Consider the following 20,425-nt stretch of genomic DNA (forward strand, 5'->3'; position numbering starts at 1 on the left):
TGATGGTCAAAGTGTCTTGAGATAGGAAAGCAGCTGCTCCTTCGCCTCGGCGGGCAGATCCGTGCCCCAGAGGTGGCCACCATTGCCGTTGCCCGGAAGGCTCGTATCGTAGAGCGTGCCGTAGCGTTGCCCCGGCGTATCGGGCGCGCTCATGAAGCCGCCATTTTCGGCATCCACCAGATCGTAGCCGCGGTAGAACCGCGCCGGCCGCTCGGCCGGCGGAAGCAGCAGCGCCCGCAATGTCGGAACGCTGCCATTATGCAGGTAAGGGCCGCGTAGCCAGAGGCCGCCGAGGCTTGTCGCGACATAGCCGTCGGTCTTCTGGAAATTGGCAAAGCCCCAGGCATATCCAGGCTCATAGACCGCATAACGGTCGCGGGCCGCGGGCGTCCACATATCCAAGCGATGGCGGTCCGTGCCGAGTTCGACGATCGAGATCGGCGTGCGGAAGCGCGCGCCCTTGGCATCGTGGCAGACGGCGCATTGCGAGACATAGATCGCACGGCCGGCATCAACCGCCGCCGCATCGACATGATAGGGATCGCCTTCGGGCCTCAGCGGAGAAAAGGGCGAGGGCGGCGGCCCCTGCAGGCGGACGAAATCCGTGATGCGGCGAAGGCCCTCTTCGGTTCCGCCATAGGATTTGTAGGTCATGCCGTCGCCGATCGCGCCCGAAACCACCGTCTCGTAGAGATCGGTCTGCAAGCCGTCCCAATGCAGCGAGAAGCGGCGCGTATTGGTGGCGGCGACATCGGCAAGCGACCAGAGCGGCATCATGTCGGAATTGCCGATCGTGTGGTCGTCGGCAAGATGCAAATTCTGGAACTTGACCGGGTTGAAAGGATCGATCCGGCCCGGACCCCAGTCCGGTCTGTCCTTCATCCAGGCAAACTGCCGCCCCTGTTCCTGGAGGGCGGACCGGGTCGCGGGGATCAGGACGAAGCGATAGAGCGCCCGCTCCCAGAGCGGCATGTCGTAGATCCTGCCGATCTCCGTCATCACCCGGTCGGCGGTGAAACGCGGATCGGCGCCGACATCGATGAGGAAGCGGATATAGGCCTGCGGGTTGACCCTCGTCCCCGGACCCGCATCGACCAGCCGCGCCGGTTCGTCGGCGCGCAGCCGATAGCTGCCCTGGTGGCAGAAGGCGCAGTTCGGCGCGACGCGCTCGATGACGCCGAGCGTCTTGACCGACAAGCCCACAGAAACCTCGTCGCCGGCGCGCCAGTAGAGCCCGAAAGCGCGGTAGCCGTCCGCATTGGCCGGCAGATGGTCGGGGAAGAGCTGCGGCAGGACGCGCCAGATCCAGTAGGGAATTCCCTGTGCCTCTTCGTTGCCGATCGAACCGTGATTGAAGACCTCGGCGAGATCATTCGTCCTCGCCTGGGCGACCGGCCGGAAGAGCAGGAAGAACAGCGCGAAGGCGCCGACGACGAGCAGGATCAGAAGCGCGAAAAGCCATTTCCAGAAGACGCGCCTCATGCCTGTCTCCCTTCGGAGATATTCTGTTCGAGCCGCAGGATGCGCAGCAGGCAGAAGAGCGTCGCAATGCCGATCGAGCCGTCGAGAAAGACGCCGGCGAGATAGCCGATCGGCTGGCCGAAGACGAAGACGGCGAGAAAGAAGAAGACCGTGCCGAGCGTGCGGGAAGGAAAGACCGCGAGCCAGGCGAAAACGCGATAACGGTCGATATCGAGCGTCGCCGGAATGTAGAAGATCGACAGGATTCCGAGCAGCAGGCCTGCAAATCGCGGCCAGATCAGCTGGTTGACGGTGATGCCGAAGAGACCGAGGATCCATTCCGGACAGAAGATGAGCGGCAGGACGAAGGCGAAGTTCAGAATGATGCCGATCCAGACGAGGACCGCATGCCGTGCCTTCCATTTGCTGAGCGATCGCGACTGGGTCATAGCGTTTTCATATATTCGACGAGGGCGTCTTTTGCGGCATCCGGCAGCTCCGTGCCGTAGCGATATCCTTCGTGGCCGGCATTGCCGTTGCCGGGCCGTGTCGTGTCGTAGCGAAAGAGATCGCCGCCGGCCGACTGGTCCGAGCGATAGCCGACCTTGGCGAGATCGAACTCGTCGCTGCCGCGAAACCAGACGGGCGGCCGCTTGGCGCTCGGCTCAAGCAGATCGCGCAGCGTTGGCACCGAGCCGTTGTGCAGATAGGGTGAGCGCGCCCAGATGCCGTCGAGCGGGTGATTGGCATAGCCGTCGGTCTTATGGAAGCGATTGAAGCGCCAGGGATAGCCGGCATAGAGCAGGTTCTGCTCGGCGGCGAAATTTTCCGTATAGGAGGTCCAGCGTCCGACATCGGTGCCGATCTCGGCGAGCGGAACCGTCTTGCCGAGCCGCGTGAAACGCTGCCTGTCGTAGCTGTAGTCGTTTGCATCCTTGAAGCCGTGGCAATCGGCGCAGTAATGCAGGAACAGCGTCTTACCCTCCCCCGCCTTTGCCTGATCGATCTTGGCGGCAACGGGGAATGGCGGCGAAGGCAGATCCCACATCCAGTTTTCGATGCGCTTGATCGATGCCCGGTCGACCGTCACGGGCGTGACGCCGGCGCCGAGTGCGGCGCTCAGGTTTCGTTCGGCCACGGAATCATTGTTGCCGTCCCAATGGAGGTTCATGCCTTCGCGCGGGCGTTGACGCCAGATGGCCGGATAGTCGGAAGAGCCGTTCAGCGCAGCACCCGATATATGGGCCTCGTCCATCGGAAAATTGAACTGCAGCGCCTTGTAGGGATTGAACGTATCGACGCGGCCCGGACCCCAATCCTCCTGGCGCTTGACGAAATCGAGCTGGGTGCCCAGATCGAGGAAGGCGCTCTTGACCCTCGGGAAGACCACGTAGCGATAGACCAGCCGCTCGAAGATATTGAGATCGCCGCCGACCTTGGGACTATCGATCGTCGCGATCAGCGCGTCAGCGGTGAAGCCCGGATCGCGGCCGACATCGATGAAGAAGCGGATGAATTCCTGCAGGCGCAGATTATTGGAGGGCGCGCCGGCAATGAGATGGCGAACCGGATCGCCGGGAAGATGATATGTGCCGACATGGCAGACGGAACAGTTGAGCCAGACCCGCTCGACGCCTGAGACCACGCGGCGCGACACCCCGATCGGAAGGTCGTCATCCGGCTTTTCGTAGAGGAAACCGAAGCGGCCCCAGCCTTCCGGCCCGAGCTTGTCGGCATACATGACCGGCAAGGCCTTGAAGACCCAATAGGGCGGCCCCGTCGCCGTCTCGCTGCCGATCGAGCCATGCATGAAATGCTCGCTCTGGCCTTTGAAGGCGACGACATACTGGTTGACGAAAACCAGATAATAGACGACCGCCAGCAACAGCAGCACGACGATCGCCAGCCACCAGCGGCGGTGACGGGCGACGGCGATCTCGACGGGCGTCTTGCGGTCGTTGTCGCTGCTCATGGATCCCCTCCGGATGCGCGTGCGATGCGGGCCTCAATGGAAGGTCGGCGGCTCGAAAACCGACATGACCTGCTTGATCATCTCTCTGTAGCGATCCTCGAAAGTCGCCCCGTCGAACCGGCTGAGGTCATAACAGCCGAGCGGGTTTTCGAGATCGTTGAGCAGACACTTGTTGCAGTAAGTGCATTCCTTCTCCGGACCATTCGCCTCGGCAAGGATGTGCGGCAGATTGTTGTTGGCGATCAGCGGGCGGGCCATGGTGACGCCGTCGCAGGCCTTCGAACGGATAGCCTCGGCGATCCTGTCGGCATGCTGGAAGCCGCCAGTACAGAGTACCTTGATATCGGGATCGATCTTGCCGATCGCCTCGGAAACGGCGCGCGCATAATCAAGATTGATGCCCTCGATGACCTTGCCCCGGCGCCAGCGCCAGAGCGCCTGGAAGGCGCGCCCCAACACCGGATTGGAGAAAATCGCATAGTTCATCGGCGCCCGTGTGCCCTGCGAGAGCATGCCGTCATACCAGCGGTGGAGATCTTCCAGCGGCAGGTCGCCGGCGGGATTGCGCGGATGCGGAAAGGTCGAGCCGCTCGAAACATGGAAGGAGTCGACGCCCTTGCCGCCGTCGAGCAGCATCGTGCAGATCTTGACGGTCTCGTCGAGCGTATTGCCCTTTTTGATCCAGGGATAGAGCCAATCATTGTGGTCGACGCCGTTGATCTTCATCTGCAGATGAAAGTCCTGGCCGACCTCGCGGCGGATCGCCCTGACGATCTCGAGCACGAAACGCGCCCTGCCCTCCCAGCTGCCGCCATATTCGTCCGTCCGGTCGTTGATGCCGGAGCTGAGGAACTGCGTCAGCAGATAGCCGTTGGCGCCGTGCAGCTCGACGCCGTCGAGCCCCGCTTCCCGGGCGCGCCGCGCCCCTTGCGCAAACTGCTCCACGACTTCGGCGATCTCCGGTTTCGTCATCGCCTGGGCGAGCAGCCCATGGAAATAATCGCTTTTGTTGGTCGAGCTCAGCCCCTTGTTGAACAGGTTCTCGACGCCGCCCATGTCCTGCTGGCGGCCGGAATGGCTGAGCTGCATGATGAACCGACAGTCATGGCCGTGGACGCGCCGACCGACCTCCCGCCAGAAGGGGATCTTGTCGTCGGCGTCGATCATCGCGTAACGCACGAGGATGCGGCCGCGCACCGAGACCGGGGTGAAGGAGGAGATGATGCAGCCGATCCCGCCGCGCGCGAATTTCTCCTCCCAGTTCAGCCGGGCATTCCCGCCGTGCCCGTTATAGTCGTCGAACTGGCCTGATATATTCGATCGGAAGAGCCGGTTCTTGACCGTCAGCGAGCGAAATTTCAGCTCGTTAAAGATAAGCGCCGCGTTGTCGGCATGGGTGAACTGGCTATCTGGATGCATGCTGGCCTATCCGAATAACGTGCCGAAGCAACGAGGGAGAATAAAAAGCCGAAATGCAATGCGAGAGCTATAACTTCAGAGTGTGGTCGACGGTAATGCAATCTTATGTGGTTTGCAAACGGATTTCAGCGCGCTTGCCCAGCTAAAAATGTGTGCAAATACAGTCATGAATAACAACGTGTGAAGCACCTGCATGCGTCCCACCGGTTATTCCCGGACAACCGGTCTGCCATGCTTTATTTCGAGCACGTGGACAAACAACGCCGCTCATTGATCTCGGCACTGATGTTCGTTTCAGCACCTTGAGATCAGTATTTCCCAGACGAAAAGACCACGCGTCGTTCGTCTGCGCTCCGCCTATGTAATGACCCCGCAAAAGCAATAGCAAAGCGGAGATGGGTCGAAGCCACCTGCCGAGATCGACTGCGCCAGGCGCGTCTATCCCTCGATGGACGCGCCGATCCCCCGGCAGGCCGTCGGCCTGCCGGTGCTACTGCTATATGCTTCGGACCTGAACGAGTGGCCCTAACCTGCCGCTTAATACGAAGTCGGCAGCAGATAGCTGGAGGGCGACGCTAGGTCGATCACGAACCTGATGTCCGCGGCATTCGCCGCCACGACCAGCTGATAGTTCCCCGCTTCGGCCCGGAAGGCACCGGTTTCGATGTCGAAATAGGCGAGGTCGCGCGGGGTGATCTTCAGCGTGGCCGTGCCTGTTTCACCGGGCTGCAGCGAGAGCTTTGCGAAGGCGCGCAATTCCTTGTCCGGCCGCTCCACCTTGGCCTTCGGCGAGCTGGTATAGAGCTGGACCAGCTCCGAGCCGGGCCGGTCGCCGATATTGGTGACGTCGACGCTGACGATCACGCCTTCGGAACTCATTTCATTCGCCGACAACAGCGGTTCGCTCCAGCGGAAACGGGTATAGCCGAGGCCGAAGCCGAAGGGGAAGAGCGGCTCGACAGCGCGTGTATCGTGGTGCCGGTAGCCGACGAAGACGCCTTCGGCATAGCGCACATGCCCGTCCTGGCCGGGATAGACGGCGGGATCGCCCGTAATGGCGGAATTGTCGGTGAGCGCCTTCGGGAAGGTCTGCGGCAGGCGGCCGCCGGGTTCGGCATCGCCGAACAACACGTCGGCGACGGCATTGCCTAGTTCCTGGCCGGGATACCACATCTGCAGCACGGCGCGGACCTTGCCGAGCCAGGGCATCTCGATGGGGCCGCCGGTCTGCAGCACGACGACGGTGTTGGCGTTGACGGCAGCGACCTTCTCGATCAGTTCTTCCTGCGGGCCCGGCAGCCGCATGTCGGGCAGATCAAGCCCTTCCGTGTCCCACTCGCCGTCACGGCCGACGAAAAGAAGGGCCACGTCGGCATTGCGTGATGTCTCGACGGCGGCCTCGATATCGGCCTCGCCGAGCGGTTTTTCGACGCCGAAACGCACGGCGATGAGGTTGATCCCCTCCTCGCTCGCCGTGGACGGCTCATACTCGACAGTGATCTCATAGGCTTTGCCCGCTTCGAGCGTCACCGTGCCGCGCTGTTCGTCATTGGCGGTGCCGAAATAATTCTCGCCGCGCGTCCAGCCCTCGCGGCCGTCGACCGTCAGCTCGCCGTCGACGAAGAGCCGCGCCAGGCCGGCATTGGTCATGCCGAAGACGTGCTCACCGCCCTCTTCCGGCACAAACTGCATCGTCATCCGCGCCGAGAAATCGGCGGGGTCGAGTTCGCCCGACGGCAGCTCGAACCAGAAGAACTCGCCCTTGTCCACGATCTCGGCATGGAGGGGATCGCCCTTGCAGCCGCGCCCTTTAAAATATTCGACCGCGATCTTGCCCTTGAAGACGTCGATCAGTCGGTTGTGGCGACAGCCCACGACGTGGCTGATGCTGTTGGCGTTGGAAAGGGCGGCGCGAATGCCTTCGAGCGGGCTCACCGTGTAGTGCGCCGCAATCTGCGCGCTGCCGCCGCCCATGACGCGGGCGCTCGCGGCATTCGGCCCGATGACGGCGATGCGGTCGAGCGAGGTCTTGGCAAGCGGCAGGATGCTGTCATTCTTGAGGAGAACCGCGCCTTCCGCGCCGAGACGCCGGATCAGCGCCCGGTCTTCCGGCAGATCGATCGCCCGTTCGGTAAGGTCGGGTCTGCTCTTGAACGCGCCGACCCGCTCGAGCAGCAGCAGCATGCGCCGCGCCGCCGCCCGCACGGCTGCTGCCTCCACCTTGCCCTCGCGCGCGGCCGCAACCAGCTTCTCGCCGCGGTCGCGCGCCGGGCCTGGCATTTCGAGATCGAGACCGGCATTGATCGTCTCAGCCGTCGAATGCGAGCCGAACCAGTCGGACATGACGATACCGTCGAAGCCCCATTCCTCGCGCAGCACCTTGGTCAGCAGCCAATGATGCTCGCTGGTATAGGAGCCGTTGAGGCGGTTGTAGGAAGACATGACGGCCATGACGCCGGCGCGGCGGACGGCCTGTTCGAAGGGCGGGAGATAGATTTCGCGCAGCGTCCGCTCGTCGATATCCGACGACATGGTCTGCCGCTCGATTTCGGATTCATTGCCGGCAAAATGCTTGATCGTTGCGGCGATCCCCTCGCCCTGCACGCCCTCGATATAAGCGACGGCGAGTTCTGCGGTCAGCATCGGATCTTCGGAATAACATTCGAAATTGCGCCCGTTGAGGCCGGAGCGATGAATATTCACCGTCGGCGCGAGCAACACGGCCGCACCCTTGCTCTTGGCCTGGCGCGCAAGCGCTACGCCCATCTGCTTGACGAGGCTGGGGTTCCAGCTGGCGCCGAGCGCGATGGCGACGGGAAAACAGGTCGCCTTGACGCCGGCGACCAGCGAACCCGCGCCGCGGGCGCCGTTCGGCCCGTCCGTCACCTTGATCTTCGGCACGCCAAGACGCTCGACGGGAACGGTCGTCCAGAAATCGGCTCCTGATAGCAGCGAGACCTGCTCTTCAAGCGTCATCTTGTCGAGAATGGAATCGATCATGCAAACCTCCCGTTGAAAGACATTGCGAGCGCAGCAAGCCATCCGTCGGGCTTGGGGTCGCCTTCAGCAGTTCTTAAACCTACCGATTACTCGGTATTTTTAAGATGTCAACCAGCCCCAGCGTGTTGTATCAATGGACAAAGGGGAAATCGGCCGGAGGCTTGCCGATCGCCGCTGGAAAGGGCAGACGGGAAACCATGGTGGAGTTTTCAAAAGCAGAGACCGGACAGGCGGAAACGCGACGGCGCCGATCCCGCAAGGGGGAAGAGCGCCGGGCGGAGATCCTGGCAGCCGCTATGCGGCGCTTTGCCGAAGACGGCTACCAGAATGCCGCGATCGGCGACATCGCCCGCGATGTCGGCCTGTCGCTGCCCGGTCTGCTGCATCATTTCCCCACAAAGGTCGATCTGCTGCTTGCAATTCTGGCCAAGCGCGATCTCGAAAGCGCCGATTTCATCGGGCACTATCGTTCAGATCTCAGCGGCCTGCTCAAGGGCATGGTCGAGGTCTTCCGCCGCAATACCGGAATGATCGAGGTCGTCAGGGCCTTCGCCATCCTGAATGCCGAGAGCCTGATGAAGGATCATCCCGCCAAGACATGGTTTCTGGGTCGCGCCACCGAGATGCAGAACGGCATCGCCGCGACCTTCGAGCGGGCCATCGCCGACGGCTCGATCGATGATAAGACCGACAGCCGCGCGATGGCGGCGGAGCTGATCGCTGTGATGGACGGCCTGCAGATGCTCTGGCTGCGCGATCCCGACCGCTTCGACATGGTCGGCGGCCTGGAAGCCTATGTCGACCGCCTGCTGACGAGCCTCGGTTTGCAACAGTGACCGCTGACGGGGCATGACGCCTAACTTCCGTCGAAGCGGCTAAGCGGCTCATTCTCGCAGAGGCACTGTTTCCGGTGGAAGATAAAGTCACCCTTCGTAAGGCAGTGGACCGCGCAGCGAGTGGTATGGTCGGCGGTCCTGCCAAGGGGTAACGAGGAATCGACTGGTATCGATCGTCAAAAATTCTGATATGATGGGTGTTACTAAGAACAACAGGTCTCTACATGCTTCTGGAACTGCTAGAAAAACACTGGATCAGAGTGGAGCGCATAGGTCTCGACGCCGAGAAGCGTGGCGAGGCTATAGGCGTGGAACCGTCTTGGGAAGACGGCGAGATGATCAAGCGTTCGAAAGCAGCAGCTAAGGCTCTGGACAAGGCACGTCAGCCGCGCAAAACGAAGGCCAAAGGCTAATTTTTAATGGCTAAGCCGTTTTGCACGTTCTTCGCGGGACCTAATGGTTCCGGCAAATCCTCGATCTATGAGAAGCTTCAACCTCCGGGCGAATTCGTCAACGCCGATGAGATCGCGAAGACGCTGCCCAAGGAACTTGAAGGTAGTGCTAGACAGGTAAAGGCCGGTAGGCTTGCCATCACTCGCATCAACCAACTGATTGCAGCTCAAGAGGACTTCGTGTTTGAAACGACCCTCAGCAGTCAGCATTCGATAGGCGTCATGGAGAGGGCGAAAGCGGCCGGTTTTCATGTCAGCCTCCTATTTGTGGCTCTCGATAAGGCCGAACGAAATGTGGAACGGGTGCAGTTCCGAGTAGCCGACGGCGGGCATGACATCCCGGCGAAAACCATCATCCGACGTTATGAGGCTTCCTTCTCGAACTTGGTTAAGGCGCTTCAAATAGTCGATGAAGGAGTGCTAATGGACAACTCCCGGAGGACACCTCACATCGTCGTCGCGATAAAAAATGGCAAGATCGTCGCAAGATCCTACAGAACAGCGCATCTGAACCGGAGGCTGATGGAGATCGCTGAAAAGGCATTAGTGCGGTAGCTGACTTTGACGCTCAGCCACAGTTCCCGCTTGATCCTGGATTGTGACCGGTACTTGCTCCTTCATCGAGCGCAATTGGCTGATCCGGACGTGCCGTTGCGGCCGATAAGGATGAAGTTTGCGGGATGCGCTGATCTGTCGTGGTCAGCCAGCGGTCTGCCGAAAAATACGCCCTTGTCCTTGCTTGTGAATCTGACGTGGCCTTAAGGCCAAGAGAAAAATTGAAGCTATTTTCACTGCCGGCTTCGCGCGTGAAACTGAGATAGGAGCCAAAACGTTCGTATTCGACATCGCGAAGGCTTTGGATCGACGCAAGCGCATCTTCAAAATCACGCCAGCAGGCCTGCTTCACAATGATCTCGAAAATGCGCAGGACAGGCGGGGCGAGATGCCCCTGGTCATCCACCTTGGGCCCGACGATCTTGGCGCGGATCTCGACAATATCACCCATTTCATTTCCACGAACCCTGAGGAAGGTCGAACTGAGCGGTCGCACCTCGTCCCGTTCGTGGATGCGCTGAAAATAACATTCATAATCGCGATTGCGCATCGAGGCGGCTTTCCATTCGCTCACCTCAATGCCGGCCTCTCGAAGAGCGCCACAAATATTGGTGCCCGAGACCCGCCACGCCCGCAGAAACTCACTTGCCAATTCGAGCTTTGGGAGTTCAATCAAATGCGGCGATATAGATTGCGGCGGAAGAGGAGATGGAGCTGCCGTATAGGGTGGGACGGCGATGTTTGATGATCGGGCAGCCTTATCGAGCGGTCCAATCGGGGCTCCGGCGTGGCGGATTTCAAGATAAACGGCGATGCCTGCAAGAAGCATAACGGGCATCAAAAACGCTGACCAGACGAGCCAGCGACGGCGGCTCCGCAATGAGAGCTTCCACTGCCGGGGTGGGCTGTCACGAGGAGGACCGACTGCTGATAACCCTTTATCCACGGCGTCACCCCGCAAACCTGCGACCGGCGGCGTTGGTCGGCGCACGGCCAACCAGCCTCCAGCGGCGCGTCCTTCTCCGGCGAGCAACGATGTGAAAGCAGGTACAGTCGACTCACCTTCGACGTCAGCGATTCTGATGTCGAGTGTATGAAGCGTCAAGCAGGAGCCTCAGGGCGGCTCACCCGAAGCGCGTCGCGATCCTTCAGACCTGTCGCGCTGATCCGTCGTCGCGGCCGCTTCCGTTCAGAACTCCTCCCAGGAAGCGGTCGCCGTTGCGGCTCTGCCGCCGAAGGCGCCGGCGAGTTTCTGGCCGAGTGCGCGGGCCGGCGAGGTCGCCGGTCTGCTTCGAGGCGTGACGGCGCGAGGCGTCGATTGTGCGCCATCCAGCTTGAAACGGGCGATCAGCCGGGCGAGGCTTGCTGCTTCGTCGGCAAGCCGGTTCGTCGCCGCCGTCGATTCCTCGACCATGGCCGCATTCTGCTGCGTCACCTGGTCCATCTCGTTGACGGCGGTCGAAACTTCCGAAAGCCCGGTCGATTGCTCTCTTGCCGCCGTTGCGATCGAGCGCACATGCTCGTCGATCTTGACCACGTGGCCCTGGATGTCGCCGAGCGCTTCACCCGTCGCCGTCACCAGCTTCACCCCGGAATGGACCGCCTCGTTGGAGCGGTTGATCAGCACCTTGATGTCCTTGGCCGCATTGGCTGAACGCTGCGCCAGCTCACGCACCTCCTGCGCGACGACGGCGAAGCCCTTGCCGGCTTCGCCGGCGCGCGCCGCTTCGACACCGGCGTTCAGCGCCAGAAGATTGGTCTGGAAGGCGATCTCATCAATGACGCCGATGATCTGGACGATTTCGCCTGACGCCTGCTCGATCCGTCCCATGGCCGAAACGGCCTGGCCGACGACGGCGCTCGACTGGCCGGTGCTTTCCTTCGCCTCATCCACCATGCGGCTGGCTTCCAGCGCTCGCGCGGTCGAATTCTTCACCGCGACGGTGATCTCTTCGAGCGCGGAGGACGTCTCCTCGAGCGAAGCCGCCTGCTGCTCGGTGCGTTTCGACAGGTCCCCTGACGCAGTCCGCATTTCGCCGGCACCGCCATTGATGATGTCGACGGCGGCGCGCACCTCGCCGAGAACGGAGCGCAGATTGGTCATCGTCGCATCGACGTTTTGCTTGAGCTGGCCGAAAGCGCCCTGGAACTCGCCCCTCATATTCTCGGTCAAATCGCCCTCGGCAAGCGCAGCCACCACGCGGCAGGTCTCGGCGATGCCGCGGTCGACTGCCGTGACGAGGTCATTGACACCAGATGCGAAGCTATCGAGATCCGCGTAACCGTATTGCGCGGCGGCGCGATGCGTGAAGTCGCCGGCAACCGCCGCGATGATGACCGCATCGACATTCCTCTGCATTTCGATGACCTTCGCCCGCTTGCCCGCGTCGGCGGCATCCAATTCGCGCACCTTGATGCCGTTCCGCTTGAAGACCTCGACGGCGCAAGCCATCTGGCCGATTTCATCGCGCCGGTCGGCGAAGGGGATGTCGGCGTCGAGTTTGCCCTCAGCAAGATCGCTCATGCTTTCAGTGATCCGGCCGATCGGCTTTGCGATCGTCCGGGCGCCGAACACGGCGGCAAAGATGAGCGTGGCGATGGTCAGCAGGCCGATGCCGAGATTGAGGTACAGAACGACAGCGGCGGCGGCATTCGCCTCTTCCTCGGCCTTCGCAGCCATCGTTTTAGCCGCATCCACGCCTTCGTCGATCAGCTTGGCTGCCTCGTCTGAAGCCACCTGCAGTTTTGTCAGAACGTCCGCCTCCTTCGCGTCGAGCGAGGGATCGCCGGCTTTGAGGGCGAGCTTTGCCTTGGCGATGTCAGCCAGCTCCCCGGTTGCTGCGAAGATGCTGTCACTCAATGCTTTGAGCTTCGTAACCCTGTCCTTGTTGGCCTGCAATCGCAGCCCGCCCATCGCGTCGTCCAGATATTTGACGACCGAGTGATGGCGCGCGGCGATATAGTCGGTGGCCTTGGCGATGTCATCCACGGAGGTGGCGAGACGCTGATCACGCACGCCGATCAGCATGCCGCGCAATGAAGCTTTTGCATCGACCAGATCGCGCGAAACGGTTAACTGGCTCTCCTGATATTTCGTGCGTTCATAGACGTGCTGGCCACCCTGCCAGACGGTCAAGAGCATAACTGCGACCAGGAAAATGCCGATGGCCGAAAGCGTGGCCAATTTGGTGCTGATGCGCGAAAAGATGCTTGCGGGCATGGGTCAGATCCTGCTTGGCGGCAACAGGAGTCTTCATATCCCCGGCTGGCAACGAAATAGCGATCGACTTCATTCGACCGAATATCTACGGCCGGCTTTGCGAGATCCCCTTACGGTTGAAGGGGAATACTTTTGCCAGGGCCTGAGCCGACTAACAGATCGATAAAAATCTAATAAAAGGTTCACTTTCGCCGAACCCGGAACTTGAATGCGCGAATGGGATAATAAACGCCAAAAGTGGATAGGAACGGCGTCACCTTGCCCTATCCGATTTCTGGGACGTAACTTCACGCTCGCGAACGGTCGGCCAGTTCTCAAATCACGGCGTAACATGCTTTTCCATGCGCCGTAGCAAGCTCTTCAGTTCAGGCTCGTTCACCGCCGAGGCCGCCTCAGCGGGTGACATCCAGGCGAGCTTGCGCTCTTCGCATTCGGGGAACCGTTTCTTAGTGCCGCGCACATCGAGGAGATGCACCTCGACAAATGCAGGTTTCTCGCGTCCGTCTTCGAGAGACTTGATATAAGCGAAGTGACCGAACACCCGCTTCTTCGCCCGCCCCTTCACGCCGGCTTCTTCCCACGCTTCTCTTTCGGCCACTTCGTGGGGAGCAAGCCCCTTGATCGACCAACCCTTGGGTATCGTCCAGCGGCCAGTTTCGCGAGTCGTGACAAGAAGGACTTCGACGCCGTCGTCGGCAGTCCTGCGAAAACACAGCGCGCCGTATTGCTGGATGGATCCGCCTTCCAAGATCGTCCGGGTGTGGCCGGCCAGACGCGTGAGATGAGTCGCAACCCTGTTCATCTCCCAAAGATGCAGCGCAATTCAGTTCGAGGCAAGGGAAGGACGGCCGCGCCGGCCGGCGAGTTCCATGGAGGCGACTTGAACGAGGCGTTGCAGGACTGATTTATCGAGACTCATTGCGCGGCAAAATAGGTCTGAGCCGCGTCGATGACCTCGTCGGCGCGATCCTGTTTCAGGAGGTCTATGGGCCTGCGCCCGCCCAGCATGGGGTTGGGCTGGCTGAGCCACAGCCATGCCACCCGCTGATTGGAAACGAGAGCGGCGACCATTGCTATGCCCCTTGCGGGACGCCCGTCGATGAACTGTTCGATCGGATAGACGTGCTTTCTCGTTCCCTTCAACAGTGCGATCACCTCGCCGGCGTGCTGCCAGCGATTGAGCGTGGAGCGCGCAATGCCGAAATCGCGCTGGAGTTCGCTAGCGCCGGCAACCGGCCCGGCCCAATCCTCAAGTTTACGGGCGACCGCAAGCTCGCCCAGCAATCGCTGGCCCTCCTCGGCCGTGACGATCTTTCCGAGTCCCTCGCCGCCGGAGGGTTCCACGGCCTTCGGAATCTCGAGTGCGATCTTGCCGCCGGCAGGCGCATCGCTGAACGTCTCCACCAGGCCACGAATGCGGCGGGCAAGTTCGCCCTGGCGCTTGCTGAGCTCGCGCCGCACGCTGACGGGAAGATCGACGATGGCCGCGGCCGCCGCGCCCGCAATGCTGGCCGACAGGGCCACCGAGCCGGACTCGAATGTGGCGTCGGCTTTCAGCACGTCGGCGACTTTAGCGGCGACACGGTCGGCGACCCTTGCCTGACGGGCACGATGCAGCCGGACCTCAGAACCAGCCATGAGACTATCTCCATTCTTCGATGAACTGATATAGTCTCAAATGGCCAATTTGTCCAGTTTGTCCCATTCGCGCGACGCGGATGGATGATCAGCCCTTTCGCAGCCTCCAGCTCCTGACTTCGAAGGGCATGATATCGGCGGGGCCTTTGCGCTCCATCGGCTCTTCGAGAATGTTGAGCGGCTGCGACGCCGTCCATCCGGAAGGCAGGGTAAGGGAAAGGCGGCCGCGCCGGCCAGCCGGTTCGTAGAGGCGCAGGATCAGGCCTTCGCCCTCCTCCGCCGGTTTCAAGCCGGAGAACGCGACGGGGGTGCCCTCGACGCCAAGCGGCGCGAAACTGCCGGCGGAGAGGCCGCTGGCTTCGGCCGTCACAAGCGGCTGGTTGAGGTCGAGCGCCTCATCGAGGACGCCGCCTTCATGCCAGGCGCCGTCATGCGGCATCAGCGCATAGGTGAAGCTCTGTTCGCCTTCGTCGGCGAGCGGATCGGGATAGATCGGCCCGCGCACCAGGCTCATGCCGATCACATTACCGCGGGCGCTGTGGCCATATTTGGCATTGTTGAGGAGCGCCACGCCGAAGCCCGGCTCGCTGATGTCGACGAAGCGATGGGCGGCAGCCTCGAACATCGCCTGTTCCCAGGAGGTGTTCGTATGCGTCGCCCGCTCGACGATGCCGAAGGCGCATTCGAAGGTCGCCTTGCGGGCTTGCACGTCGACCGGGTTCAGGGTGCGCAGCAGAGTGCGGCGGTCGTGCCAGTCGATCGTCGTTTCGATATCGAGCCGCCTCGCGTTCGCGGTCAGCACATAGGTCTGCGTGACGCTCGAATTCCGGTAGCGGTGGACGACGCGGATCGCCGCACGGTGCGGGCCGCTCTCGACGAGGCTGATGCTTTCGGGCGCTTCGAGACGGACGCCCTTTTCGGCATAATCCGCATCGACATCCCAGGCGTCCCAGTTGCGCGGCTTGTCGGCCGGGTAGACCCAGAGCTGGTTGGCGGAGCCATCGACCGCTTCGCGGCCGGTCGTCTTGTGGATGAGGCTGGCAACGGCGCCATCCCTGCCGATGACGACCGAGAGATGATCGTTTTCAAGACGGTCGGAGTCGGCCTTCAGCCCACTCGCCGGCTGCAGGGCGCTCTTGTCGAAGACCGCAACGGACAAGGGAGCGACGATCTCAGCGCCCGAAAGCGCCGTGCCATCGGCAAGCCTGGCGCTCACCGGTCGGGCCGCAAGCGACGGATTGACGACGATGAGCGCATTGGCGATCCCGCCCTTCGGCAGATTGGCCGATAGCGCCAGCAAGGCTCTCGCCTGTTCGGCCTTGGCACGGTCGATGACGCCGCCGAGCTCCTGCTCCGCATCCTGATAGACTTCGCGGATGCTCGAACCCGGCAGGATGTCGTGGAACTCGTTCTTCAGCACCACCCGCCAATCCGATTCCAGGCTGCGGGGCTTGTCGGCGCCGAGCAGATGGGCGAGCGAAGCGAGGGTCTCGGCGGTGATCAGCGCGCGTTCGGCGTGGCGGTGCTTGCGCTTGACCCCGCTTTGCGACGTCAGCGTCGCGCGGTGCAGTTCGAGATAGATCTCGCCGTCCCAGACGGGAAGCTTCTTCTCCCCAGCGGTCTGATGCGCCTGCTCGTAAAAGCCCTTGACGGTGCCCCAGCGCGCCTGCGGGATGGCGGGGAAATCGCGCAGCTGCACTTCGCGTTCCACCATCTCGGGCGTCACGCCGCCGCCGCCATCGCCGTAGCCGACGGCGAGAAGCGAGGCGTGATGCTGCGTCTTGCCGCGGAAATTCTTCCATGTCGGCAGGTAGCAATCCGGCTGCACGAAGCCGTTATAGCCCTGCATCGGATTGTCGAACGTATGGGTCAGCACCCGGCTGCCGTCGAGGCCCTTCCACCAGAAGAGATCGGAGGGGATATGGTTCGTCTCGCTCCAATTGACCTTGATCGTGAAGAAGCTGTCGATGCCGCCCTGTCTCAGGATCTGCGGCAGCGCGCCGGAGAAGCCGAAGCAATCCGGCAGCCAGCAGACCGTATGGCGCGCGCCAAACGTCTTCTCGAAATAGCGCTGGCCATAGAGCACCTGGCGGACGAGGCTTTCGCCTGTGGGCATATTGGTATCGGGCTCGACCCACATGCCACCGACCGTTTCCCACTTTCCTTCCGTGACCTTCTGCTTGATGCGTTCGAGAAGCTCGGGATCTTCCTCTTCCATCTGCGCGTAATAATGCGCGGTCGACTGGTTGAAGCGGAAATCCTCGGAGCGTTCCATCAGCGAGAGCGCCGTGTTGAAGGTGCGCCGCATCTTCCGCCGCGTCTCGCGATAGGGCCAGAGCCAGGCGAGATCGATATGCGCATGGCCCGTCAGCACCAATTCGCCATTCGGGGGAAACCGCTTCTGCAGCTCCTTCAGCCGCACTGTAAGGGCGTCGAAGGCTACAGCTGCCGATGCGCTCTCCTCGTCCGTGAGACCCGCCGGATTTTCCTGGAGCTCCGGCAGTTCCCAGATCTTCTGCTGCATGACGGCGTCGGACGTCCGGGAGATGTAAGCCGCGGTATCCGACGGCCAGTCGAGGCCGCGCAAGGCGTGTTCGGCAGCGTCCACCAGATGCGGTACGACCTCATGTTCGCCGAGCGCGCCCACCGCCTCGGCGATCTGCTTCAGAAGAAGATGCAGACGGTGAACGGGGCCGTCGAGCCAGATCAGCCGGGCCTTGTTGAGCCCTGGCGCCCGATTCGGCTCGCCGAAGGGAAAGCGGGCGACACTTTCCGTCGCGATCGAGAAGCGGCGGCCCTTCACCGGAAATTCCTGATGGTAGGGATCGAGACCGAATGTTTCGCTCTCGCCGTCGGGGTAGCTCAGCGTAATCAGGCTCTCGCCGCCGAGATCGAGCTGCAGGCGAATATCTTCAAGAGGCCAGCCCTCCGGCGCTTCGGCGCTCGCGGCAAAATGCACGACGCCGTTGCGATGCGGCCAGTCCTGGTGATGAGCGATCGGCTCGCCCTCGAACGTCCAGCCATCGATCGGGCTGCTATACCGGTCCCGCCAATGCGCAAGCTCGGCGATGCGGACCTTCAGACTGTCGTGGCGTTGAGCAATGGTGAGCGGCATGGCTTATCCTGTTGAAAATCGGCGGCGCGAGATCCGGAATCATGGCTTTGGGAGATGAAGATGGTGCGACAAGGATCGCAAATGCCGGCCCCTCCTCCCAGCGGGTCCTGCCGATGCTTAGATTAAGTAACTTTGATTTGGCGTCAAGCCCGGAAGAAATGCATTGCGGCAAGTATGCAGTGGGCAATGAGAAATCCAAGCTCGTTCAGGCCAAATACCCTCGAAGTTGGCCATTTTTGAAGCCGAAATTGGCCAACTGCATAAAACACAATTCCAGGCACTGCAGAGCGCCTGGAATTTTGCGAAGTTCGAGGTTGCCTATTCGTCTCCGTCAGGACGCGGCAAGTGGGCCAAGTTGAAATGCGGCCCTGAGGCATGATTAGTGGTGAATCCGCGTAGGTTCGCGCCTGAGAGCCTTGGTTTGGTAGTTTCTCCGCGATAGGTGTGAGCCTGAAGCGTAAGCGGCCAACATCGTCCATGCCCGCCGATCGCGATCACTCAAAGCGGCGTACCGGATGGCGAGGCTCCGCCTCCGCGCCCGAGTTGTTCCTGCTGGGTAAGGTTCTACATGTTGAGAACGCACTCGGGATCGGTGGATTGCCCGGCCAGCAGCCGCAGAGTAGCCGTGTGTACCTACGCGGGGCCAATTATTCAATCGATGGCACCAATGATCGTTTTCGGCCCATTGCGGTCATTGAAATCTTAGGGTTCAGGGCGATCCGACGACCGCCCATTCGAACCCGTCGCCGGTGAGCTATTTGGCCACGTGCCACACTCCTCCAACGCCATCGCCATTGGCTTCACCGGCTTTCTTGTCCTCGACATAGGTGTAAAGCGGCTTACCCTCATAGGCCCACATCTCTTTGCCATCCGCAGCTTTGACTAGAGACCATTCGCCTTCCGCCTTGGCCTTGGCTCCAGCGTGGAACGCCGGCCACTTCTTCAGGCAATCGCTATCGCAGTTGGATTTGCCTTTTGTATCTTTGTCGAATGTGTAAAGCGCCATGCCTTTTTCAGTGGCCAGGACCTTGCCCATTTTTGTCTCGACCATCTTGGCCGGCTCGGCCGCAAAAGCAGACCCGGTTAAAGCAGTTAACGCACCTATCGCGATTAATATCGTTCTCATGATTTTTCTCCCATTCGGCAGTGCCGGCGGAATGCCAGCAGTATCCGATCTAACTGACAGAAACGCCCAACTATGAAAGCGGTTCCGCCCATGGGGGACGAACACGCCAGCAATAATTGCAAGATCCACGAAGCGCCAACTCCGGACCCTTGCCAATTATGGCAGAAGGGTCGAGTCTCGACCCCAAAGCATGTGTAATCGGGCGGTCCCACAAGGGGCAGGCTCCCATGACATTGCCAATATCACATCAAAACCATCTGGCGGCGTGGAGCGCCTACGCGTCTCCATGCGGATGCAAATTGCTCGATGAGTCAGTAAAGCAATCTCGTTCTGATCGTTCCCGGTATCTCGCGTAGCGCCTGAAGAATATCGTCGGCTGTCTGGGACATGTCCTCGACTTCGATGACCACGTACCCCGTGTCGCCATGCGTCTGCAGGAATTCGGCGACGATATTCAGCCCGCGTGACGAAAAGATCTCGTTCAACTGGATGAGCATGCCGGGACGGTTTTCGTGAACATGGATGAAGCGCGTACCGTTCGGGCGCTCGGGCAACTGGACCTGCGGAAAGTTGACTGCGCCCATCGTCGAGCCGATGTCGGAATATTCGACCAGCTTTCTGGAGACTTCCCCGCCGATGCGTTCCTGAGCTTCTTCTGTCGAACCGCCGATATGCGGTGTCAGAATGACATTGCTCAAGCCCTGCAGCGGCGTTTCGAAACGCTCCTTGTTCGATGCCGGCTCCTTGGGAAACACATCGACCGCAGCACCTGCCAGATGGCCCTCTTTCAAGACTTTCGCAAGCGCGTCGAGATCGACCACCGTGCCGCGGGAATTGTTGATGAAGATGGCGCCTTTCTTCATGCGACGCAGTTCGGCTTCGGTGATCATATTGTGCGTCGATGGCGTTTCCGGAACGTGCATCGTCACATAATCCGAGATTTCCAGAAGCTCGCCGAGCGAAGCCATCGATTCTGAATTGCCGCGGCGCAGCCTATCGGAGAGATCGAAATAGCGCACCAACATGCCCATGCTTTCCGCAAGAGCACTCAGTTGCGAGCCGATATTTCCGTAGCCGACGATGCCGAGGGTCTTTCCACGGACTTCTCGACTGCCGACAGCAGATTTCTCCCATCCACCCTGATGTGCCGACGCCGAGCGTGGGAAGATCTGCCGCGTCAGCATGATGATCTCGCCGATCACAAGTTCGGCCACCGAGCGCGTGTTCGAATAAGGCGCGTTGAACACCGGAATTCCGCGGCGGCGTGCCGCTTCCAAATCGACCTGGTTTGTGCCGACGGAAAAACAGCCGACGGCAATCAGCTTCTTGGCAGATTCGAAAATCTCTTCTGTCAGCTGCGTTCGGGAACGAATGCCGATGATGTGCGCATCGGCGATATGGCTCTTGAGATCCCTGTCATCAAGCGCTTTCGGCAGATGCACGAGATTGGTGTATCCGCAAGACGAAAAATAGTCCACGGCGCTCTGGCTGATGCCTTCAAGCAGAAGCACGGAAATTCGGTCACGCGGGAGGGAAAGCTGGAGAGGCATAGAGAGACTTTCGTTTTCCGTTTAAATAGGTCAATGTCGATTGCGGCCTTGCGGCGCATTACAACATGGCTTTGCGACCAT

General features: G+C 61.0%; 15 protein-coding genes. 3 read left to right on the plus strand and 12 right to left on the minus strand.

Annotated features, from left to right (window positions below; genetic code table 11):
- Positions 1-6 precede the first annotated feature (6 nt).
- The 5 genes from EFQ99_RS25125 to EFQ99_RS25145 form a co-directional block, all read right to left on the minus strand.
- Positions 7-1,482, minus strand: a complete 1,476-nt coding sequence (locus tag EFQ99_RS25125; RefSeq protein ID WP_126923919.1) for a c-type cytochrome — start codon at positions 1,480-1,482, stop codon at positions 7-9.
- Positions 1,479-1,910, minus strand: coding sequence for a hypothetical protein (locus tag EFQ99_RS25130; protein WP_126923920.1), 432 nt, complete (start codon positions 1,908-1,910; stop codon positions 1,479-1,481). Before EFQ99_RS25130 ends, EFQ99_RS25125 begins: the two co-directional genes overlap by 4 nt.
- Positions 1,907-3,433: a c-type cytochrome gene (locus EFQ99_RS25135; RefSeq protein WP_126923921.1), complete on the minus strand. Its 1,527-nt coding sequence runs from the start codon at positions 3,431-3,433 to the stop codon at positions 1,907-1,909. Before EFQ99_RS25135 ends, EFQ99_RS25130 begins: the two co-directional genes overlap by 4 nt.
- Before the next feature lie 33 nt (positions 3,434-3,466).
- Complete coding sequence (locus EFQ99_RS25140) at positions 3,467-4,852, minus strand: NADH:flavin oxidoreductase (RefSeq protein WP_126923922.1); 1,386 nt, start codon at positions 4,850-4,852, stop codon at positions 3,467-3,469.
- A gap of 537 nt (positions 4,853-5,389) precedes the next feature.
- Positions 5,390-7,852: a beta-glucosidase gene (locus EFQ99_RS25145; RefSeq protein WP_126923923.1), complete on the minus strand. Its 2,463-nt coding sequence runs from the start codon at positions 7,850-7,852 to the stop codon at positions 5,390-5,392.
- A 197-nt stretch (positions 7,853-8,049) separates the two neighbouring features.
- On the opposite strand from EFQ99_RS25145, the gene EFQ99_RS25150 reads away from it, so the two are divergent.
- The 3 genes from EFQ99_RS25150 to EFQ99_RS25160 all read left to right on the plus strand — a co-directional run bounded on the left by EFQ99_RS25150 (position 8,050) and on the right by EFQ99_RS25160 (position 9,695).
- Positions 8,050-8,688, plus strand: a complete 639-nt coding sequence (locus EFQ99_RS25150; RefSeq protein ID WP_126923924.1) for a TetR/AcrR family transcriptional regulator — start codon at positions 8,050-8,052, stop codon at positions 8,686-8,688.
- Between the two features lie 224 nt (positions 8,689-8,912).
- Positions 8,913-9,101: a hypothetical protein gene (locus tag EFQ99_RS25155; RefSeq protein WP_126923925.1), complete on the plus strand. Its 189-nt coding sequence runs from the start codon at positions 8,913-8,915 to the stop codon at positions 9,099-9,101.
- Positions 9,102-9,107: 6 nt separating this feature from the next.
- The gene (locus EFQ99_RS25160; RefSeq protein WP_126923926.1) at positions 9,108-9,695 is read left to right on the plus strand and encodes an ATPase; all 588 of its coding nucleotides are present in this window, start codon (positions 9,108-9,110) and stop codon (positions 9,693-9,695) included.
- 13 nt (positions 9,696-9,708) lie between these two features.
- On the opposite strand, the gene EFQ99_RS25165 is transcribed toward EFQ99_RS25160, so the two are convergent.
- The 7 genes from EFQ99_RS25165 to serA all read right to left on the minus strand — a co-directional run bounded on the left by EFQ99_RS25165 (position 9,709) and on the right by serA (position 20,344).
- Positions 9,709-10,533, minus strand: coding sequence for a DUF6030 family protein (locus EFQ99_RS25165; RefSeq protein ID WP_245441587.1), 825 nt, complete (start codon positions 10,531-10,533; stop codon positions 9,709-9,711).
- A 351-nt stretch (positions 10,534-10,884) separates the two neighbouring features.
- Positions 10,885-12,915, minus strand: coding sequence for a methyl-accepting chemotaxis protein (locus EFQ99_RS25170; protein ID WP_126923927.1), 2,031 nt, complete (start codon positions 12,913-12,915; stop codon positions 10,885-10,887).
- A 319-nt stretch (positions 12,916-13,234) separates the two neighbouring features.
- The gene (locus tag EFQ99_RS25175; protein ID WP_126923928.1) at positions 13,235-13,717 is read right to left on the minus strand and encodes an NUDIX hydrolase; all 483 of its coding nucleotides are present in this window, start codon (positions 13,715-13,717) and stop codon (positions 13,235-13,237) included.
- Between the two features lie 113 nt (positions 13,718-13,830).
- Entirely contained in the window at positions 13,831-14,553 is a 723-nt protein-coding gene (locus tag EFQ99_RS25180) for an antitoxin Xre/MbcA/ParS-like domain-containing protein (protein WP_126923929.1), read from the minus strand.
- Between the two features lie 88 nt (positions 14,554-14,641).
- Positions 14,642-17,668, minus strand: a complete 3,027-nt coding sequence (locus EFQ99_RS25185) for an alpha-mannosidase (protein ID WP_126923930.1) — start codon at positions 17,666-17,668, stop codon at positions 14,642-14,644.
- Between the two features lie 754 nt (positions 17,669-18,422).
- Positions 18,423-18,794, minus strand: coding sequence for a COG4315 family predicted lipoprotein (locus EFQ99_RS25190; protein WP_126923931.1), 372 nt, complete (start codon positions 18,792-18,794; stop codon positions 18,423-18,425).
- 311 nt (positions 18,795-19,105) lie between these two features.
- Positions 19,106-20,344, minus strand: coding sequence for a phosphoglycerate dehydrogenase (gene serA, locus EFQ99_RS25195; RefSeq protein WP_125848911.1), 1,239 nt, complete (start codon positions 20,342-20,344; stop codon positions 19,106-19,108).
- Positions 20,345-20,425 lie beyond the last annotated feature (81 nt).

It is taken from the genome of Rhizobium vallis, from assembly GCF_003985155.1.
GTDB classification, from domain to species: Bacteria; Pseudomonadota; Alphaproteobacteria; order Rhizobiales; family Rhizobiaceae; genus Rhizobium; species Rhizobium vallis.